This is a genomic window from Hyalangium gracile (genome assembly GCF_020103725.1).
Lineage (GTDB): Bacteria > Myxococcota > Myxococcia > Myxococcales > Myxococcaceae > Hyalangium > Hyalangium gracile.
The window spans coordinates 120,751-138,860 of sequence record NZ_JAHXBG010000013.1; the positions used below are offsets into that span (position 1 = coordinate 120,751).

The 18,110-nt window shown below is 69.3% G+C and carries 19 protein-coding genes; 16 read left to right on the top strand and 3 right to left on the bottom strand.

Annotated features, from left to right (window positions below; translation table 11 throughout):
- Positions 1 to 53: 53 nt before the first annotated feature.
- From KY572_RS25920 to KY572_RS25930, 3 genes are all read right to left on the bottom strand, one after another.
- A complete protein-coding gene (locus KY572_RS25920) occupies positions 54 to 1,412 on the bottom strand; it encodes a hypothetical protein (protein WP_224245646.1) in 1,359 nt (452 codons plus the stop codon).
- Positions 1,413 to 1,500: 88 nt separating this feature from the next.
- Positions 1,501 to 1,959, bottom strand: a complete 459-nt coding sequence (locus KY572_RS25925; RefSeq protein ID WP_224245647.1) for an ExbD/TolR family protein — start codon at positions 1,957 to 1,959, stop codon at positions 1,501 to 1,503.
- Positions 1,960 to 1,974: 15 nt separating this feature from the next.
- Complete coding sequence (locus KY572_RS25930; RefSeq protein ID WP_224245648.1) at positions 1,975 to 2,676, bottom strand: MotA/TolQ/ExbB proton channel family protein; 702 nt, start codon at positions 2,674 to 2,676, stop codon at positions 1,975 to 1,977.
- A 43-nt stretch (positions 2,677 to 2,719) separates the two neighbouring features.
- Between KY572_RS25930 and KY572_RS25935 the strand changes: the two genes are divergently transcribed.
- From KY572_RS25935 to cpaB, 16 genes are all read left to right on the top strand, one after another.
- Positions 2,720 to 3,547: a DUF4292 domain-containing protein gene (locus KY572_RS25935; protein WP_224245649.1), complete on the top strand. Its 828-nt coding sequence runs from the start codon at positions 2,720 to 2,722 to the stop codon at positions 3,545 to 3,547.
- A gap of 88 nt (positions 3,548 to 3,635) precedes the next feature.
- On the top strand, positions 3,636 to 4,400 hold the full coding sequence (locus tag KY572_RS25940) for a GspE/PulE/PilB domain-containing protein (protein ID WP_224245650.1): 765 nt from the start codon (positions 3,636 to 3,638) through the stop codon (positions 4,398 to 4,400).
- 9 nt (positions 4,401 to 4,409) lie between these two features.
- Positions 4,410 to 5,387: a GspE/PulE/PilB domain-containing protein gene (locus tag KY572_RS25945; RefSeq protein ID WP_224245651.1), complete on the top strand. Its 978-nt coding sequence runs from the start codon at positions 4,410 to 4,412 to the stop codon at positions 5,385 to 5,387.
- 43 nt (positions 5,388 to 5,430) lie between these two features.
- Positions 5,431 to 6,423, top strand: a complete 993-nt coding sequence (locus KY572_RS25950; protein WP_224245652.1) for an ABC transporter ATP-binding protein — start codon at positions 5,431 to 5,433, stop codon at positions 6,421 to 6,423.
- A complete protein-coding gene (locus tag KY572_RS25955) occupies positions 6,420 to 7,466 on the top strand; it encodes an ABC transporter ATP-binding protein (protein WP_224245653.1) in 1,047 nt (348 codons plus the stop codon). Before KY572_RS25950 ends, KY572_RS25955 begins: the two co-directional genes overlap by 4 nt.
- The gene (locus KY572_RS25960) at positions 7,435 to 7,842 is read left to right on the top strand and encodes a DUF2085 domain-containing protein (RefSeq protein ID WP_224245654.1); all 408 of its coding nucleotides are present in this window, start codon (positions 7,435 to 7,437) and stop codon (positions 7,840 to 7,842) included. The genes KY572_RS25955 and KY572_RS25960 overlap by 32 nt, the downstream gene beginning before the upstream one ends.
- Positions 7,843 to 7,916: 74 nt before the next feature.
- Positions 7,917 to 8,552, top strand: a complete 636-nt coding sequence (locus KY572_RS25965; RefSeq protein ID WP_224245784.1) for an RNA polymerase sigma factor — start codon at positions 7,917 to 7,919, stop codon at positions 8,550 to 8,552.
- Positions 8,549 to 10,135, top strand: coding sequence for an anti-sigma factor family protein (locus KY572_RS25970; RefSeq protein ID WP_224245655.1), 1,587 nt, complete (start codon positions 8,549 to 8,551; stop codon positions 10,133 to 10,135). Before KY572_RS25965 ends, KY572_RS25970 begins: the two co-directional genes overlap by 4 nt.
- Before the next feature lie 100 nt (positions 10,136 to 10,235).
- A complete protein-coding gene (locus KY572_RS25975; protein WP_224245656.1) occupies positions 10,236 to 11,204 on the top strand; it encodes a TadE/TadG family type IV pilus assembly protein in 969 nt (322 codons plus the stop codon).
- A gap of 3 nt (positions 11,205 to 11,207) precedes the next feature.
- Positions 11,208 to 13,280: a pilus assembly protein TadG-related protein gene (locus KY572_RS25980; protein WP_224245657.1), complete on the top strand. Its 2,073-nt coding sequence runs from the start codon at positions 11,208 to 11,210 to the stop codon at positions 13,278 to 13,280.
- A 10-nt stretch (positions 13,281 to 13,290) separates the two neighbouring features.
- Positions 13,291 to 14,502: a TadE/TadG family type IV pilus assembly protein gene (locus KY572_RS25985; protein WP_224245658.1), complete on the top strand. Its 1,212-nt coding sequence runs from the start codon at positions 13,291 to 13,293 to the stop codon at positions 14,500 to 14,502.
- Positions 14,483 to 15,283 (top strand): hypothetical protein, encoded by an 801-nt coding sequence (locus KY572_RS25990; RefSeq protein WP_224245659.1) that lies wholly within the window; start codon positions 14,483 to 14,485, stop codon positions 15,281 to 15,283. The genes KY572_RS25985 and KY572_RS25990 overlap by 20 nt, the downstream gene beginning before the upstream one ends.
- Positions 15,280 to 16,044 carry a hypothetical protein gene (locus tag KY572_RS25995; protein ID WP_224245660.1) on the top strand — a complete coding sequence of 255 codons (765 nt, stop codon included), beginning with the start codon at positions 15,280 to 15,282 and terminating at the stop codon, positions 16,042 to 16,044. Before KY572_RS25990 ends, KY572_RS25995 begins: the two co-directional genes overlap by 4 nt.
- Positions 16,041 to 16,268 carry a hypothetical protein gene (locus tag KY572_RS26000; RefSeq protein ID WP_224245661.1) on the top strand — a complete coding sequence of 76 codons (228 nt, stop codon included), beginning with the start codon at positions 16,041 to 16,043 and terminating at the stop codon, positions 16,266 to 16,268. Before KY572_RS25995 ends, KY572_RS26000 begins: the two co-directional genes overlap by 4 nt.
- On the top strand, positions 16,265 to 16,999 hold the full coding sequence (locus KY572_RS26005) for a hypothetical protein (protein WP_224245662.1): 735 nt from the start codon (positions 16,265 to 16,267) through the stop codon (positions 16,997 to 16,999). The genes KY572_RS26000 and KY572_RS26005 overlap by 4 nt, the downstream gene beginning before the upstream one ends.
- 268 nt (positions 17,000 to 17,267) lie before the next feature.
- Positions 17,268 to 18,086 (top strand): Flp pilus assembly protein CpaB, encoded by an 819-nt coding sequence (gene cpaB, locus KY572_RS26010; RefSeq protein ID WP_224245663.1) that lies wholly within the window; start codon positions 17,268 to 17,270, stop codon positions 18,084 to 18,086.
- Positions 18,087 to 18,110 lie beyond the last annotated feature (24 nt).

Here is an 18,110-nt window from a genome sequence, read left to right on the forward strand (position 1 = left end):
CTTTGAGGCCTGACCTGGAGCGGTACTCCGGGTCAGGCCTTTCCACGTGGGGCTCAGCTGACGCGCGGCTGGGTGGGGGCCACGGGGTAGCGGCCGGTCCGACCGAACGGCGGATCGTAGAGGTGCGGGTCGGCCTGGCGCGAGCGGAACAGGTCGATGATGTAGTTCATCCGCTGGTCCAGCCGGCTCCAGTCCTTGGCGGCCGTGCCCTCGAGGCTGTTCTGGCTCTTGTCCAACTGGGACAGCACCTGCTTCAGCTCCGGGTTGTCGATGGTGCGCAGGTGCGGCGGGAAGATGTCCTTCGCCCATTCCGGCGGGGGCGGCAGGTCGTTGCCCAGCTTGAGCGCGCCACCGGGGACGGCCAGCTTCATCATGTGCTCGGTGGAGAAGCGGCGGAACAGGCCCGACATCGCGTCCACCAGCGGGTTGACGGCCGCGTCCACCAGGCCCGTGCGGTCCAGCAGCTGCGCGGCCTGCTTCGCGCCGAACGGCAGCCCCTGGATGCCCGCGTCGATGGACTGGTTGAGGATCTTCCGGAAGGTGTCCTGGATGGGCGTGTTGAGCGCCTTCTCGATGTAGGGCTGCAGCTGCGTCTGCTCGTGCAGGCCGATCTTGTTGTTGGCCAGCAGCATCAGCTCGGCCTTCTTGTTCGGATCCTGCTCGAACATGGCCTGGGTGTAGGCGCCGAAGGCCTCCTTGAGCAGCGGCTTGTCCGCGGGGAGCTGCGACAGGTACTTCTCCACCTTGGCCGCGTCGTAGTGGGTGTCGTCCTTGAAGGTGTCGACGAAGCGCGCGAACTCCTGGCCGATCTCCCGGAAGACGAACTGGTTGCCGTCCGCGATGGCCTTGCTCACGTTGTCGAGCGCCTCCTTGGCGCCGGCCACCATGTCCCCGATGGGCAGCGCGGGCAGCCCGAGCTTGCGCATCACGTCATCCACCCTGGAGATCGCCTGGCCCACCGGCCCCGACGTCTTGATGGCGTCCATGAGGAACTTCGGCAGATCCTCCTGGCGGATGCTCGAGCCGGCCTGCTTCGAGGCCCAGGTGGCGAAGGTGGACCAGTTGGCGTTCTCCTTGCCCAGCATCTCGCCCAGCGCGTTGGACAGATCGTGGTAGCCCTGGGTGATGGCCACGTTGCGCGCCACCGGATCCTTCATGTCGGCGATGGCGTTGACGTCCGCCACGCTCGGGTAGCTGCCGGGAGCCACGCGCGAGGGCTGGAGCGCCATCGCCGGGCCACCCAGCGCCTCCGCGCGAGGCTGCTGCCGGGCCTTCGCGTCGAAGAGCGAGGCGCCCTCGTCCAGCTTGCGCGCCTGTGGCTTGAGCTCGTTGCGGGGCTGCGGCTTCGGCGCCTCGCGGGCGACATCGGTGCGGGCGGGCGCGGGGCGCGTATCGGTCCGGGTGGTCTTCATGGTGCCGGGATTATCGACTGAACCCGGAAAAAGTTGCATCTCCGGTGTAACCCCGCGCCGGCCCTAGGGAAACGGGGCTCAGCCCTGGCTACTCGCCCTCGCGCACGCCGATGGCGAGCTGGGCCAGGCCGGCCTTCTTGGCCAGCTCCATCACGCCCACGACGGTGCCGTGCGGCACGCCCTCGTCGGCCTGGACGATGACGAGCGTGTCCGGGTTGTCCACCTTGGCCTTGTCGAAGGCGACCCGCAGCTCGTCCTGGCTGACGACGTTGCCGCCCAGCACGTACCGCCCGTCGGCGAGCACGGCCACCGACAGGTCCGTGGTGCGCGCCGTCACGTCCGTGGCGCCGCCCTTGGGCAGGTTCACCTTGAGGCCGGACTTCGCGCCGCCGCCCGGCCCCTGCTGGACGATCACCGTGCTCGTCACCATGAAGATGATGAGCAGCACCAGGAAGATGTCCGTGAGCGGGGTGATGTTGATCTCGGCGAAGACGCCCTCGTCACCCTCGTCGCCGTCCCGGTTGCCCGGTGTCTTTCCCATCGCCATGGGTGGCTCCTGCGCTCAGGCGTGCGAGGCGTCGCGAGCCGGCGCCTCGGAGGAAGGTGGCGTAGCCGGAGGCGGGGCGGGGCGCTCCTTGAGCAGCTCCACGAACTCGTCGCCCATCAGCCGCAGCTCCACCAGCACCCGCGACAGCCGCGCCTGGAAGTAGTTGTAGAAGACCATCGCCTGCACCGCGACGAGGATGCCCACCGCCGTGGCCACCAGCGCCTCGGAGATGCCCGTCATCACCGCCGCCGTGCCGCCCGTGCCGCCCGACTCCACGTCCAGGCCCAGGTCCTTGAAGGAGCGCATGATGCCGGCCACCGTGCCGAACAGGCCCACGAAGGGCGTGATGGAGCCGATGGTGGCCAGGATCCACAGGTTGCGCCGCAGCTTGAGCCCCACCTGGGCGCGCTCGCGCTCCACGGCCGACTCCACGCCGCCCCCGTTCGTCTTCACCCGCTCCATCCGGTCGAACCCGGCCAGGAAGATGTCGGCCGCCACCGCATCCGAGCGCTCGGCGGCCGTCCGAGCGGCGGCCACGTCCCCGCGCAGCAGGTGCTTCTGGACCGTCTCCCCGAGGTTGCGAGAGCGCTCGCTCACCCCCCACAGGGCGATGAGGCGCTCGATGGCCACCCCCAGCGCCACGACGGAGGCCAGCAGGAGGAGGGCGAGGGTGACGCCGCCCAGGCGCAGATAGTGAAGAAGTTCGTTCAGGCTCATGGAATGGTGGCCAGGAGGCTCGGCAAGGACCGAGACTTAAGCCATGAACCGCGCGGCCGCAGCAATCTTCCTGGTCCTTCTCTGTTCAGGCTGTCCCCACCGCATCGAGTTCGGCCCCGAGGGCCCCATCGACGACCCCGAGCGCCTCTTTACGCTCGTCACCAAGGCCCAGGAGAACCTGGTGACCCTGCAGGGGGACGCCAAGCTGCACGTGAGCTCTCCCCAGGGCAGCGGCACCCTCTCGGTGTTCCTGGCCATCAGCCGCCCGGGCCTGCTGCACATGGAGACGTTCGACTTCTTCAACCGCCCGGTGGCGGCCCTGGTGTCGGACGGCCAACGCTTCGGGCTGTACCAGACGGAGGGCAACGTCTTCTACCAGGGGCCCGCCAGCCCGGAGAACGTGTCGCGCTTCCTGCCGGTGGTGCTTCCGAGCGAGGAGCTGGTGGCCGTGATGCTCGGGCAGGTGCCCTTCATCCCCGCCGAGCGCAAGACGCTGGAGCTGGACCGGGGCGAGGGCGTCTACGTGCTCAAGCTCTTCCGGGGGCCCGTCACCCAGACGCTCCAGGTCCACACCAAATACCACCGGGTGGTGCGCAGCGAGGTGAGGGGTGTCCCCGGGTACGACCTGGCCTTCGGCAACATCAAGCAGGAGGGCTCGGTCGTCTTCCCCAAGGAGGTGAAGCTCCTGGCGGAGGTGGCCGAGACGGAGCTGCGCCTGCGCTACAGCGATGTCACCCTCAACGGGCCTCCGGACCTGACCCTCTTCGAGCTGGCGCCCCCCGAGGGCGCGCGCGTGGTAGAGGTGGATGCGCGGGGGAGGGAGGTGGCCCCGGGGCCTGCTCCCTCGCCCCCCGTACCGCCCGGCTCCTGAAATCTGCGGCGGTAAATGCCCGGAAAGGTAAATCTCGGTCTAAAATGGCCCTCTTACGGGGACTGTCGGGTTTCCCCCCGGATGCGACATGGCACAGATCAAGCTTGGCGAACTGCTGATCAAGGCGAACGTGCTCCAGGAGAGCCAGCTCAAGGCGGCTCTGGCGGAGCAGGCAAAGTGGGGAGGTAAGCTGGGAGAGATCCTGGTCCGCATGAGCCTCGTCTCCGAGGACATCCTGGTCCGGGCGCTCTCCAAGCAGCTGAACATCCCCGCCGTGAACCTGGACGCGGTGCAGACACTGCCGCCGCACGTGCGATCCAAAGTCCCCGCCCAGACGGCCCGGGACTTCGCGATCCTGCCGCTGCAGCTTCGCGACGACGGGAAGACGCTGGTGGTCGCCGTCGCGGACCCGCTCAACGTGCGCCACCTGGACGAGCTGCGCGCCATCACCAAGTGCCGCATCGTGCCCAACGTGGCCGGCCGCACCTCGATTGCCCGCGCCTACGCCCGCCTCTACGAGGACAACGCGGAGCTGGCCGACGCGGACACCAACTTCAAGGTGATGGACGCGCACGGCCGCACGGTCATCAAGAACATGCGGGACGGCTCGTCGCAGCAGGTGTCCGCGCCGCCTCGGCCCGCGCCGGTGGGCGGGGCGCCTGCACCGGCTCGGCCCTCCGTGTCGGACGTACCCGCGGTGAAGCCCGCGGCGACGGGCAGCCCCTCCGAGCTGCTGAAGACCGTCGAGGAGGTGCAGCGCAAGGAGGTGGCCGCCCTCAAGGCCATGGTGGAGCTGCTCATCGAGAAGGGCGTCTTCACTCGCGAGGAGTACATCGCGAAGGTCAAGCGGTAACATCCCGCCATGCGCAAGAAGATCGGCGAGCTGCTGGTCGAAGCTGGGTTCGTGACGGACGCGCAGGTGCGCACCGCCCTGGGCCAGAAGCGGTCCTTTGGCCGCGGTCACCGCCTGGGCTCGGTGATGGTGTCCATGGGGATGATCAGCCCCAAGCAGCTGGCGCGCGTGCTGGCCACGCAGTTCGATCTGCCCTTCATCGAGCTGCCGGACATCCCTCCGGAGGTCACCGCGCTGCTCTCGCTCGACTTCCAGTCCGAGCACCGCATCGTGCCCTTCAAGCTCGAGCAGGAGGGCAAGACGGAGCGGCTGCACGTGGCGGTGGAGGATCCGGGGGATCTCTCCCTGATCGACGAGCTGCGCTTCCAGCTCCACAAGACGCTGCGCGTGTACGTGGCCTCCTCGGATGACCTGGACAACGCGCTGGCCATGGCGCGCGGGGAGAAGTTCGACATCGTCCAGGCGATGGACGACGACGGGGGGATGAAGATCGAGCGCGGGGCGCCCGTGGTGCAGGGCAACCTGATGAACGACGAGGACACCCCGCCCATCCCCCGGCCGCGGCCTCCCATCCTGAGCCCGTCGCCCGCCATGCCGCCGCCTCCGCCGAAGGAAGCGGCGACCGACTTCATCGACGATCTGCTCGGGACGAAGAAGCGTCCCCCCGCGCCGCCTCCCGCGCCGCCGCAGCCCCCGCCGCCCCCGCCTCCCGAGCCGGAGGCGCCCGGGGCTCCGAAGGTGCCGGTGATCATGTTCGGCGGGGCCGCGAAGAACGTGAAGCCGCCCGAGCGGAACCTGCCCCCGAACTTCTCGGAGGAGGATCTGCGGGTGCTCGACGATCTCGAGCGCATCTCCCAGGGGGAGGAGCCGGCCGTTCCCACGCAGAAGATCATGCCGGCGCAGATGGTGGCGGCCCTCGTCCGGCTGCTCATCAAGAAGCGCGTCATCCAGGAGGAGGAGTTCCTGGACGAGCTGTCCCGGAAGTGAGGGGCGTGCCGGGCGGTTCCCGTTGCGTCCCGTGTCCCTGCCCATGAGCGAGCCCCTCCTCGAAGTCCGCGGCCTGAAGACCCGGTTCTCCCTGGAGGAGGGCCCGGTGCTGGCGGTGGACGACGTCTCCTTCTCCATCCCTCCCGGAGGCACGCTGGGAGTGGTGGGCGAGAGCGGCTGCGGCAAGAGCGTCACCGCGCTCTCCGTCATGCGGCTGGTGCCGGACCCGCCGGGCAGGGTGGTGGGCGGGGAGATCCGCTTCAAGGGCCAGAACCTGCTGGCGCTGCCCGAGGAGGAGATGCGCCGCATCCGCGGCCACCACATCTCCATGATCTTCCAGGAGCCGATGACGTCGCTCAACCCCGTGTACACGGTGGGCGAGCAGATCGGCGAGGCGGTGCGGCTGCACCAGAAGCTGGACCGGAAGCAGGCGAAGGCGCGCGCGGTGGACATGCTGCGCCAGGTGGGCATCCCCGCGCCCGAGCAGCGCGTGGACGCCTATCCCCACCAGCTCTCCGGCGGCATGCGCCAGCGGGTGATGATCGCCATGGCCCTGGCGTGCAACCCGGACCTGGTCATCGCGGACGAGCCCACCACCGCGCTGGACGTGACGATCCAGGCGCAGATCCTGGACCTGCTCAAGCGGCTGCAGGCCGAGCGGGGCATGGCGGTGATGCTCATTACCCACGATCTCGGCGTGGTGGCGGAGAGCTGCGACGCGGTGGTGGTGATGTACGCCGGCCGCGTGGTGGAGCAGGCCCCGGTGCGCGCTCTTTTCAGCCGGCCCGCGCACCCGTACACGGCGGGCCTGCTGCGCTCCATCCCGTCGTTCCAGGAGGTGCAGGGTGGGGCGGGGCGCCAGCGGCTGAAGACCATCCCCGGCATGGTGCCGAGCCTGCGCCGCCTGCCGGTGGGCTGCCGCTTCCGGGACCGGTGCGAGCGCGCCCTCGAGGTGTGCGCGCGGGTGGATCCGCCGCTCGAGCTCAAGCGTGACGGCCAGTCCGCCGCGTGCCACAACCCGGTGCCCGCGTCATGACCGAGCCGCTCCTCCAGGTGCGAGACGTGAAGACGCACTTCCCGGTGCGCGGCGGCCTGCTGGGGCGCGTGCGCGGCACGGTGAAGGCCGTGGACGGGGTGAGTTTCGACGTGATGCGCGGCGAGACGCTCGGGCTGGTGGGGGAGAGCGGTTGCGGCAAGAGCACCCTGGGTCGGACGCTGCTGCGCCTCATCGATGCCACCGCCGGCTCCATCCGCTTCGAGGGGCAGGAGCTCACGGGCCTCTCGCAGCACGAGCTGCGCCCCCTTCGACGGCGGATGCAGCTCATCTTCCAGGACCCGTACGCCTCGCTGAACCCGCGCATGACGGTGCGCGACATCATCGGCGAGCCCTTCGCCATCCACGGGCTGGCGCATGGCCGCGAGCGCGAGGAGAAAGTGCTGGCACTGCTGGAGCTGATGGGGCTGCCGCGCGACGCGATGGAGCGCTATCCCCACGAGTTCTCCGGCGGCCAGCGCCAGCGCATCGGCATCGCGCGCTCCATCGCCATGCGGCCGGACCTGGTCATCGCGGACGAGCCCATCAGCGCGCTCGACGTGTCCATCCAGGCGCAGATCGTCAACCTGCTGGTGGACCTGCAGCGCGAGCTGAAGCTCACCTATGTCTTCATCGCGCATGACTTGAAGATCGTCGAGTACATCTCCACCCGCGTGGCGGTGATGTACCTGGGGAAGATCGTCGAGCTGGCGGACGCGGCCGAGCTGTACCGCCGCCCGCGCCACCCGTACACCCAGGCGCTGCTGTCCGCCGTGCCCGTGCCGGACCCGGACCACCCGCGCAAGCGCATCATCCTCCAGGGAGACGTGCCCTCGCCGCTGGCGCCTCCGCCGGGCTGCGCGTTCCACCCGCGCTGCCCCCACGCCTTCGAGCGGTGCCGGCGCGAGACACCTCCTTTATATGCGCTGGGCAACGGCCACACCGCCGCGTGCTTCCTGGCGGAGCAGGACGCCCGAGGTAGCGTGCAGGCCCCCGCAACGGAAGGAGCGCCGGGTGTTCTGGCTCAGCCACCATCGGGAGGATGAGTACAACCGCACCTATGTGCTGGGCGGAGTGCGTGTCTGCGCGCGCTGCCTGGGCACCTACCCGGTGCTGCTGGCCGGCTTCTTCGCCCTCTTCGCGCTGCGGGCCCCGCTCGAGTGGAAGTGGGACGTGCCGGTGGTGCTCGGCCTCACCCTGCCGGCGCTGGGGGACTGGGCGCTCGGTCGCTTCCGGCCCAGGGGAGGCACCAACCTCGTGCGCACCGGGACGGGGGTCCTCCTGGGGCTGGCGCTCGCCCGGTCCCTCTACATCCATGTCCAGAGGCCCCTGCCCGCCGTCCTCCTGGCACAGGCTGCCCTCGTGACAGCCGTCGCGGTCCCTGTCATTCTCGCCACTTACCGAAGGCCACGCCCCGACTAGACCCAACCGCCGCCTCGCCCGTTGAAGGTGAGGGTGGGAGGGGACGGGGATGACCCGTGGCCTCGTACGGGGGAGTGGTGGGACCGGAGATCTCAGACGAACGGCTGATGCTCGCCTTCAAGGCGGGAGATGCCCGTGCGTTCGAGACGCTGGTGCGCAGGCACCGCACGCCGGTCTTCAACTTCATCCTCCGTTTCACGGGGCACCGGGCACGGGCGGAGGACGTGCTGCAGGAGACGTGGCTGAAGGTGGTACGCAACTCCAGGGAGTACGAGGCCAAGGCCAGGTTCACGACCTGGCTCTATACGATCGCGAGGAATCTCTGCGTGGACAGCGCGCGCAAGGAAAGCTACCGGCAGGCCTCCTCCCTGGAGGCACCCACGGGCAATGGGGCCGGCGGCGACGAGGGCCGGCCGCTGGGAGAAGGACTCCCGGACGGCGGAGCCAGCCCCGAGCGCGGCGCGTACAACGCCCGGCTGCGCCCCCTCATCGAGCGCGCCCTGGCCAGCCTCCCGGAAGAGCAGCGCGAAGTCTTCGTGTTGCGTGAGTACAGCGGCATTGCCTTCAAGGAGATCGCCGAGGTGACGGGCGTCTCCGAGAACACGGTGAAGAGCCGCATGCGCTACGCCCTGGAGGGCCTGCGCCGACGGCTGGCGGAGCTGGGCGTGGACGGGGATCTGGCCGAGGACGGAAGGACGGTGGCGGGATGAAGCCCCAGAACCTGCACGCGCAAGAGGACCGGCTCCTCGACTTCGTCTACGGCGAGCTGCCTCCCCACGAGGCCCGCGCCGTGGAGTCCCACCTCGAGGGGTGCGCCCGGTGCAGCGAGCTGCTCGCGGACATCCGCGGCGTGCGCACCACCATGTCGCAGCTGAGCATGGAGCCCGCTCCCGACGCGGGCCTGGAATCGCTGATGGCCTATGCCCAGCAGGCCGCTCGCAACGCGGCCGCGGGCCCCGCGCCCAAGCCCACCTGGTGGCGGCGCTGGCTGCTGCCCGTCGCGGGCGTCGCCGCCGTGTCCGTCTTCGGCCTCGTCACCCTCCAGGTGAGCAAGTCGGTGAAGCTCAGCCCGGATCTCTCCGCGGCGAAGAGCGAGTCGGTGCGCGACGCGGAGCCTGCCCCGGTGGCCTTGTCCGTGCCCCCTCGCGCCGAGCCCGCGCCCGCGCAGGTGGCCATGGCTCCCGCGCCCGCTCCTCAGGCGCCGGCGAAGCAGGACGCCCTGGCCGAGGCCGCGCCCGCCAGGCCCCAGCCCACGGGGATGGCGGATGACCTGACTCCTCCGCCGTCTCCGGCGGCCGAGGAGATGGCGGAGCTGGGTGACGGCTACCCGATGAAGCAGGCTCCCCGGAAGAAGGCCTTCGTGGCTGGCACCAAGAAGCTTCCTCAGGACTGGAGCAACGCGGGCGCGAGCGCCGGCTCCGGGCGTACGAAGGACGCCGAGGACGACGGGGTGGACCGCTTCGCGGACGAGAGCGGAGTCGAGAAGGAGCGGAGCTACGACGACGTGCGGCGCGACGCGGTGACCCAGTCGCGAGCGCTCCTCCAGAACAAGCCGACCACGCCAGGCTCGGTGCAGGGAGGCATGCCCCAGGAGCCCATGGCCGCGCCCGGCGCGACACAGCCCACGGAGGGAGCAGGGCCCGAGGCCGCGAACGGAGCGGTGGCCGAGGTCCAGCAGCAGGAGGCTCCCAAGAGCGAGCCGCTCCGGCTGGGCGGCGGAAGTCGCGCCAGCACGGAGTCCGCCTCGCGGCCCAGGGCCGACACCTCCGGGGACGACTTCGATGATCTGTTTGGCGCCAAGGCCTCCAGCACCAAGAGGGAGCAGTCGGCGAGCACCGCGGCTCCGGCGCCGTCTCCGCCTCCGCCTCCCGCGATGGCGACCGCGAGCGCCAGGCCCGTGATGCGCCCCGAGGCGAAGGGCAAGTCCGCGGAGCCCTCGTCCGCCGAGCTGTCCAAGATGGCGGAGGAGGCCCTCCGCTCCGGGGATCGGGTCCGCGAGGCCCTGCTCCTGCGCCAGGCGCTGAGCGCGGGGGCCACCGGCAGCCTGCGGCTGGGCCTGCTCAACCGGCTCTGTGACGCGGAGTTCGCCATCGGCCGGCGCGAGGCGGCCATCCAGGCCTGCTCCCTGGTGCTGGAGGAGGGGCCCCGCTCCGGAGCCGCTCAGATGGCTCGCAAGCGCCTGGATCTGCATGCCCCCGAGTCCCGGGATGCCAAGAAGGCCGGCTCCAAGGCCGCCAAGAAGGCCGCCGACATGGAGGCCCCGGCCTCGGCGGCTCCGGCCGACGCTCCGTGAGCCCCGTGATTCCAGTCTGGGCGGAAGTCGGGAAAGGAAGGGAAGAGTCGGTCCAATTGACCGATGCGACCGCCGTTCCCTCCTCCTGATAATGGGAAGCATGGATTCAGGGGTGTCAGGTCGGGAGTCGGGCCAGGTCGCCGTGGAGGCGGCGCTGATCATGCCGCTCATGGTCTTCATGGCGCTGGGGATCATCCAGCTCACGATGATCCAGCACGCCAAGCTGATGACGGAGTACGCGGCGTACCAGGCGGCTCGGGCGGGCATCGTCTGGAACGGCAACAACGAGCGCATGCATGACGCGGCCATCGTGGCGCTGCTGCCGACGATGGGGCGCACCGACGACCTGGCGAGCCTGGCGACCACCTGGGCGCTGCACCAGACGTACGACACGGCGCTGCGCACGCTGGCGTGGAACGCCACGCAGGTGAAGCCGCCGTCCACCTTCAACGGCTCCAACCTGTTCGGGATGATCCGGGTGGACACCATCAACCCGGCCTACTTCACGCCCATCGACACGATCTGGAAGCTGCGCGAGGGCTACAACTGGCAGGAGCTGGACTTCGACGGGGCGGACAGCTTCCCGGAGGTGCCGGCGCTCGAGAACAACATCCGCAAGTTCTTCAACCTGCCCGAGCCGGACGACGCGGAGACGGTGTACCGCAAGGCCACGCGGCTCACCATCCGCCTGCGCTACTGGTACGAGATGCGCGTGCCGTTCGCCAACTGGGTCATCTTCACCTCGTGGTACGCCTCCAACGCGCAGGTGGCGCTCTACGGCGGCATCGACAGGCCCACGCTGGAGAAGAGCAACCTGCTCAACAAGAACGTCAACCTGGACGCGCTCAAGGGCAAGGCCCAGGGGCTGGACCACCAGCGCGGCTACAACACCGTGTACGCCCCGGAGATGTGGGTCCTCTGGGGGCTGGCCACGGGCAGCATCCCCCTCATCTCGGACGCGGTGGGCCGGCGCTACTTCCTGCCGCTGACGGCCACCTACTCCATGCGCATGCAGTCCAACTTCCACCGGAAGTGGATCCTGCACCTCAACCCGGACTGGGGCCTGTAGTCCATGTTCACCCGCGTTCTTCGACAGAGCTTCAAGCGCCAGGAGGGACAGGCCCTCGTCGTGGCCGCGCTGCTCGTGCTGGTGATGTCCATCGCCGTGCTCACCACGGTGAACCTGGGCCACACCATCCACGAGCGCGTGCGCCTGCAGAACACGGCGGACGCGGCGGCCTACTCCATGGCCGCCATGGAGGCGCGCGCCTTCAACTTCTACGCGTACGCCAACCGCACCCAGGTGTCGCACTACGTCTCGGCGATGATGTGGCAGTCCCTGCTGTCACTCATCTACTTCGCCGAGGCCTTCGTCACCGACATCTACGGGTTCATGCGCACGCTCAACCCGTGCTCGGGAGATCCGTCCGGGGCGTTCTGGACGGTGGCCTGTCCCATCCTCGAGAACGTCGTGCCGTACGTCAGTCAGATATTGAGGGTGATCGACCGGTTCATGTCCACCTTCAAGAGTCTGATCCAGGTGTTCCAGACCGCCCTACGAAGCCTCAACCCGGACAAGTGGATAGGCCGCGGGCTCATCCCCGTCCACCGCCTGCTCAACTCGGCCATGTTCCTGGCCTCGCAGGCGGTGATGCTGGCCACGTCGACCCAGGTGCTGCAGACCACCGACTCGGTCATCTTCGACAACGACAAGAACGTGGACTCGAAGCTGAGCCAGCTCGCCTCGGGCGCGCTCAACACGTGTCTCTTCGATCAGGCGCACTACCGGGAGTCGGGGGGCAGTCCGCTCTCGGCGCCCCACAACCCGCTGACGCCCATCGAGCCGACCAAGAAGAAGCACACGGAGAAGGAGGCGCGCGCCAAGCGCGTCATGGCCGGCATCACCAACGCCACCCGCTATGGCTGCGACGCCAGCGGCGGCTCGTGCCCGGAGGGCTTCGTCACCTCGCGCAAGCTGGGAGATCTCATCCCCCTGCCGGACGGCCTGGGCCCCATCCGCGATCTGCTCAGCACGGACGTGGACACGCCCCTGCTCAAGTTCGCCAAGTACGGGCAGACGCGCTTCGTCACGGCCAACAACCCCAACCGCGCCAAGGCCATCGCCCTGGACGAGCCTCGCAACACGATCCGGGACTGGAACGACGGCATCCAGCCCACGCTCGGCCGGCTGGCCCAGGGCGACAACCTGGCCTCGGACGATCTGTACTGGCTCAAGTTCGGCCCCGAGAACCTGGGCCCCCTGTTCCGCAACCCGCTGGCGTGCCGCGACGACGACAACCCCCGCGAGTGCTGGGGCGATCCGCGCAAGGGCCTGGGCGAGAGCGGCGGCAACAAGCTGACCTTCAAGAACACGATGAAGACCAGCATCTGGGCGATGAACGCGTCCGAGGACTCGTGGGACGACGGCGGCGTGCACTGGCGCGTCCACTACACCCAGGAGCCGGTGGGCGACAGCTGGCGCAGGCTCTACCGGCCAGAGGGGCCCGAGTCGGAGATCGGCGTCCACCGCACCGAGGTCTGCGTGGCTCGGGGCAAGGTGTTCGGCATCTGTCCGGCCCCGGAGATCGACGTCTTCACGGCCAACGTCATGCCCGCCGAGGACGGCAACCACCCCTGGCCGGGCATCGTCCCGTTCATGCACTTCGAGCCCGGACAGTACGGCGACACGTGCGGCAGCGCGGTGAGCAGCGAGGGCTCGGCCACCCGCTACAAGCACGACTTCAACCAGCCCTCCACCTGGGCGGTGCTCAACAAGACGGCCGCGCAGATGACCAACGCCGGCAACACCGACCACGCGGGTGTCGGCTCCAACGCGCCCGCGCTCCTGAACACGGAGGGCAAGGTGCAGTGGAAGTTCTCCAGCAACACCGCGACGCTGGAGATGAAGAACAACCGGATGAAGTTCCTCAACGCCATCGAGGGGCTGAACGTCATCTCCCGCGGGCAGACCTACTACCACCGGCCGGGCAACTGGGCCGAGCAGCCCAACTTCTTCAACCCGTACTGGCGGCCTCGGCTGGCCTCCGTCTACCAGGGCAGGCACTCGCTGCCGCTGGTAGGGGATCTGGCGGACAGGCTGCCAGGACAGCTGAAGGCCATTCCGCCGAAGATCATCACCCACTGAGGCCCCACCGATGAGACGACCCAGAGCCCAGCGTCCATACGCCCGGCGTGGTGCCGCCACGGTGGAGTTCGCCCTCATCGCGCCGGTGCTGGTGATGATCCTGCTGTTCAGCATGTACCTCACCGAACTGGTGAGGGCGAAGCTCAAGCTCCAGGAGTTCGCGCGCTACGTCGTCTGGGAGATGACGAGCTACACACTGAGCGACACCGCCAACGCCCAGCACGATCAGGCCTTCGCCGACGCGCAGCGGGAGATGATGGAAGAGGCCGTCGAGCGCTTCCGGGACATGGACTCGGTGGAGCCGGACGCGCCGCGCGGCAACTTCGTGGCCCAGTACGCCGACGTGGCGGGCACGGTGCGCAACAAGGAGATCCCCCTCTTCGAGGCCGGGCTCGCGCTGGGCAACGACGGCAGCGGGCTGGCCAGCGAGGTGGTCGGCGCGGCCAACGTCGGCGTCAATAATCTGCTCGGCGGCTGGGGCTTCAACACCAAGGGCTGGGTGGAGGGCGAGGTGAGCATGCGCTTCAACGACGTGCTCATCCCCCAGAGCTACCTGGACGAGGGTGGGGCAGGGGGCTTCTTCACGGTGGACCCCTTCGGCGGCCGGAGCATCCGCAGCCTGGGGCTCCAGTCGCGCTTCTCCATGTACGCCGATCCCTGGAACCTGGAGGACGGCTCGGATGCCACCATGCGCGGCCGGCGCGCGGGCGCGCACCGCAAGGGGCCCGCGGACATGCCCCACGGCCTCTACCAGCAGGTGGACCGGATGGTGTTCCTCGGCATCAAGGACAAGCTGGAGTCGGAGGTCGCGGGCGTCGACCAGTTCCGTAACTTCTTCAGCAACTTCGCTCCGGACTTCGTGGGCACCTTCGTCGTCTCGCACAACTATGGCCCCAGCCCGTCGGGAGACGCCGCCTCGGACTGGGGGCGCGAGTGCATCGGCGAGGACACGGGCATCGAGTCCTATCCCCCCGAGGCCGAGGGCGGGCTCAACAACCTGAACAAGTTCTCCCAGATCGACTGGCCGCGGCCCACGTGCTTCGAGACGGCGCCGTTCCGGGATCAGCCCTACGACAAGTCCCAGTACATCCAGATCTTCAAGGCGCGCGGCCAGTACTTCATGGGCTGCAAGAACGCCCAGGCCGCCGACCCCTCCGCGCCCAAGAGCGACGAGGGCACCCGAGGCGATGAGAGCAAGCCGTATGCGATCGACTGCGAGTAGAGCGCTGGCCCGCGTCGGGCTGTCGAGCGTGCTCCTCGTGGCGATGGCCGCGGGCGCCGAGCAGGAGCTGCCCGTGTACCCGGGCGCCGTGCACACGCGCATCGGCAACGATCTGGTGATCGCCGGCGAGTACTACCGGCTGGCCTACTTCACCACCGACGACTCGATGGAGAAGGTGGTCGAGTACTTCGCTCGCCACTGGCGCCAATTGGGCTACCCCACGGTGGTGGAGGGGGATCTGCGTGAGGAGGCCGTGGTGTCCGCCCTCTACACGCGCGAGGGCCTGCAGCGCGGCGTGGTGGTGCGCCGGCACCTGGGCAAGACGGTGGGCTTCACGGCCTTGAGGGACCTCTGGGTGCGCGCCCCGCGCAAGCCGGGCAGCGGGCTGGTGAAGCTGGAGGGCACCTTGTTCAGCCAGGACCTCACCACGCGGGACGATCCGGGCGGCTCGCAGCACCGCTCGTCCCTGGTGCAGGGCAGCCTCGACAGCGTCCGCCAGCAGGTGTCCGAGTCCATGACGCGGCAGGGCTACTCCCTGGTGCGCGAGGCGGGGATGAAGACGGAGGACGGGCCGCGCTTCACCCTGGAGCACTCCCGGCAGGGCGCGCAGGTGGTGACGACGCTCAGCCGCGTGGACGAGCAGACGACGGCGGTGCTCCAGATGTGGGTGGGCTCGGACCGGCCGGACGCCCTGCCCAACAACGAGGCGGTGCGCCAGAGCCGCGCGGCCTGGGAGCGCGAGCAGCAGGAGAAGAAGGCCCGCGCGGAGGGCTCGCCATGAGGATGCTGGCGCTGGCGCTCGTGCTGCTCGTGGCCACCCCGGCCCCCGCGGCCATGCCGGGCAAGAGCCTGCTGGACCACCTGGCCAAGGGCCTGCGTACCACCCAGGTGGGCGACTGGGTGACGTACAAGCTCGACGGCGGTGGGGCGCGCGTCCACTACTGGCGCCTGGCGGTGGTGGGGGAGGAGAAGGACGCGCAGGGCCGCGACGCGCTCTGGCTGGAGATGGAGATGGGCACCCACCCGGCCATGCGCGCGCCGCTGTCGCAGATGCGCATGCTCGTGGCCCGGGGCAACGGGGTGGCCTTCGATGCCAGCGGCATCACCCGCCTCATCGTCGCCATGGGCTTCGACCGGCCCCAGGAGTACTCCCAGGAGGCGCTTGACTGGGTGCTCACGAAGCGCCCGTCGCCGCAGCCCCGGCCCGCCCGCTCCGCTCAGCGGCTGGCGGACCCTCCCGTGGTACGCTCGGGGCAGGAGACACGCCTCATGACCCCGGCGGGCACGGTGTCCGCCGTCCCCGTCGAAGTTCTCTACCGCAGCACTGTCATCAAGCGCACGTGGGTGAGCCGTGAGGTCCCCATCCTCCAGCTCGCGAAGGTGGAGATCCCCCGGATTGCCCACGCGCTCGAGGTCTTCGAGTATGGAGTGAACGCCAAGAGCCGCATGCTGCTGCCAGACCCCAAGACACCGCGGGTCAAGTTGGAGTATGCGGAGAAGGCGTTCCCCCAGCTCCCTTGGTTGGAGGAGGAGAAGCCATGAAGCACCTGAACCAGACCCGGACCCACCGCCGCCTTCAGCGCGGTCAGGCGATGGTCGAGTACTCCATGATCAACTGGGTCCTCATCGTCGCCCTCATCATCGCCTCGTCGGTGAAGATGGACTGGGGCGGCTCGCAGGACCAGAACGTCATCGACCTGTTCCTCCAGGCGTACCAGGTCTATTACGACTCCTATTACTTCGTGCTGAACCTGCCCTTCCCGTGACGGGGAGGAGTGAGGCGCCGGGCCGCTCTCCGCCAGGCCTGCGCCTGATTCACGCGGCCATCTTCCTCGCCATCGCGGCGGGGGTGGTGGCCGCTGCCGTTCCGGAGTGGCGGCAGGGGCTGTTCGCGCTCGGGCGCCCCTACCACGCCGGCCCGCCGCCCAGAGCCCTGCTCGTGCTGGGCTCGGTGCTGGCGGCCGCGGGCGGCGCGGGGCTGCTGGTGGCGCTGGCGCGAGGCCGCTCCGCCCCCCTGGGCGTCTCCTGGCTCATCCTCGGGAGCGCGGGTGTCGCGGTGCTCGGCGCCGCCGGGAGCCCTCCTCGGGAGTTCCCCTCCGAGCTCGCCCTCAACACCCGGCTCATCCAGCTCGGCCAGCGCGTGCAGGCCTTCATGGTGGGCCAGCTCCAGGAGCGCGGCGAGGTGCCCGTGGCGCACGAGCCCTGGCAGGAGGCGCTCGCGCGAGCCGCTCCCGCCGAGAGCCCCATCCGCACGCGCTCCTTCCGGCAGGTGCCGCCCCAGGTGGTGCGAGTGCGCACGCCCGAGGCCCGGCCGGAGCCCCTCGTCCCGGGCTCGCTGCTGCTCTGGGTCAGCCCGGACGGGGCCGCCTTCGAGCTCCGCCTCGTGGGGCTCGAAGGCGGCCTGCCCCGGGTGCTCGTGGACGACGCCGGTGCCCCCGTGGTGCTCCACGGCCTCTACAATCCGAACCTGCCCGACCCGGGTGGACCTGCCCCCTGAGACGAATGCCTCCATGCCCTCCCAGCAGGTAGGTTGGAGGACTTCGAACCCCTGAAGATCGTTGATGCCGCTCCGCGTAGCGAGAGAGGCCTCTTCGGGAAGTCCAGGGATTCCGGGCTTATCCAGGGAGGTCGCTTTGACACCAGCGGCGTCATGCGGATAACATCGCACCCCGTTTTGGACCCCGCGTGACCACGCGTTCCATTCCCTCGACAAGTTTCCAATCGCCGCACGGCGTCCCCGCGCCCCCCCTGGGAGGTCTCGAGCAATGCTGAAGGGTAAGACTCCACTCGTCGTCGCACTGGTACTCGGTCTGCTGGCCGGTGTCGTGGCGTACTCCGCCATCAAGAAGAAGGAGGCGGACGTCCGCCGCGGCTGGAACCTGGTGCCGGTGGTGGTGGCCTCCCAGGACATCCCCGAGGGCACCGTGGTGACCTTCGACATGATCTCCCAGCGCTCGGTGCCCGAGCAGTTCGTCACCTCGTCGGTGGTGAAGCCGGACTCCGCGTCCTACGTGGTGAACCAGAAGGTGCTGGTGCCGCTGCAGGCGGGTGATCCGCTGCTCTGGAGCCAGTTCGAGACCACGAAGGCCGCCGAGCGCCTGTCCACCAAGGTGCAGAAGAAGACGCGCGCCATCACCATCGACGCCAAGGCGGCCACGGCGGTGGGCGGCTGGATCCGGCCCAACGATCACGTGGACGTGATCGGCACCTTCCGCGACCCGCAGACGGACGAGAGCGTGGCGGTGACGCTGCTGCAGAACGTGATCGTGCTGGCCACCGGCAAGATCACCGGCACCACCAACGTGAACCTCATCCCCGAGAACCAGCGCGAGTACAGCAACATCTCGCTGATGGTCATCCCGGAGGAGGCCGAAATCCTGGTGCTGGCGCAGGAGCTGGGCGCGCTGACGCTGTCGCTGCGCAACGATGACGACGTGGACATCATCGAGGAGCGCGGCCGCGCCACCATCAGCACGCTGCTCTCCGGCGAGCGCACCCGCGTGCTGGAGAAGAAGCGCGCCGAGATCATCCAGATCATCAAGGGCAACTCTTCCGAGAAGAGCGCCTCCCCCGGCCCGCAGTAGTCGGCGTGCCTGAGTCCAGCCCCC

Coding starts and splice junctions, on each gene's coding strand:
- cpaB (WP_224245663.1), top strand. CDS start 17,268: ATGCTGAAGGGTAAGACTCCACTCGTCGTCGCACTGGTACTCGGTCTG.
- KY572_RS25990 (WP_224245659.1), top strand. CDS start 14,483: ATGCGATCGACTGCGAGTAGAGCGCTGGCCCGCGTCGGGCTGTCGAGC.
- KY572_RS26000 (WP_224245661.1), top strand. CDS start 16,041: ATGAAGCACCTGAACCAGACCCGGACCCACCGCCGCCTTCAGCGCGGT.
- KY572_RS25920 (WP_224245646.1), bottom strand. CDS start 1,412: ATGAAGACCACCCGGACCGATACGCGCCCCGCGCCCGCCCGCACCGAT.
- KY572_RS25955 (WP_224245653.1), top strand. CDS start 6,420: ATGACCGAGCCGCTCCTCCAGGTGCGAGACGTGAAGACGCACTTCCCG.
- KY572_RS25940 (WP_224245650.1), top strand. CDS start 3,636: ATGGCACAGATCAAGCTTGGCGAACTGCTGATCAAGGCGAACGTGCTC.
- KY572_RS25925 (WP_224245647.1), bottom strand. CDS start 1,959: ATGGCGATGGGAAAGACACCGGGCAACCGGGACGGCGACGAGGGTGAC.
- KY572_RS25945 (WP_224245651.1), top strand. CDS start 4,410: ATGCGCAAGAAGATCGGCGAGCTGCTGGTCGAAGCTGGGTTCGTGACG.
- KY572_RS25930 (WP_224245648.1), bottom strand. CDS start 2,676: ATGAGCCTGAACGAACTTCTTCACTATCTGCGCCTGGGCGGCGTCACC.
- KY572_RS25975 (WP_224245656.1), top strand. CDS start 10,236: ATGGATTCAGGGGTGTCAGGTCGGGAGTCGGGCCAGGTCGCCGTGGAG.
- KY572_RS25950 (WP_224245652.1), top strand. CDS start 5,431: ATGAGCGAGCCCCTCCTCGAAGTCCGCGGCCTGAAGACCCGGTTCTCC.
- KY572_RS25985 (WP_224245658.1), top strand. CDS start 13,291: ATGAGACGACCCAGAGCCCAGCGTCCATACGCCCGGCGTGGTGCCGCC.
- KY572_RS25995 (WP_224245660.1), top strand. CDS start 15,280: ATGAGGATGCTGGCGCTGGCGCTCGTGCTGCTCGTGGCCACCCCGGCC.
- KY572_RS25980 (WP_224245657.1), top strand. CDS start 11,208: ATGTTCACCCGCGTTCTTCGACAGAGCTTCAAGCGCCAGGAGGGACAG.
- KY572_RS25970 (WP_224245655.1), top strand. CDS start 8,549: ATGAAGCCCCAGAACCTGCACGCGCAAGAGGACCGGCTCCTCGACTTC.
- KY572_RS25935 (WP_224245649.1), top strand. CDS start 2,720: ATGAACCGCGCGGCCGCAGCAATCTTCCTGGTCCTTCTCTGTTCAGGC.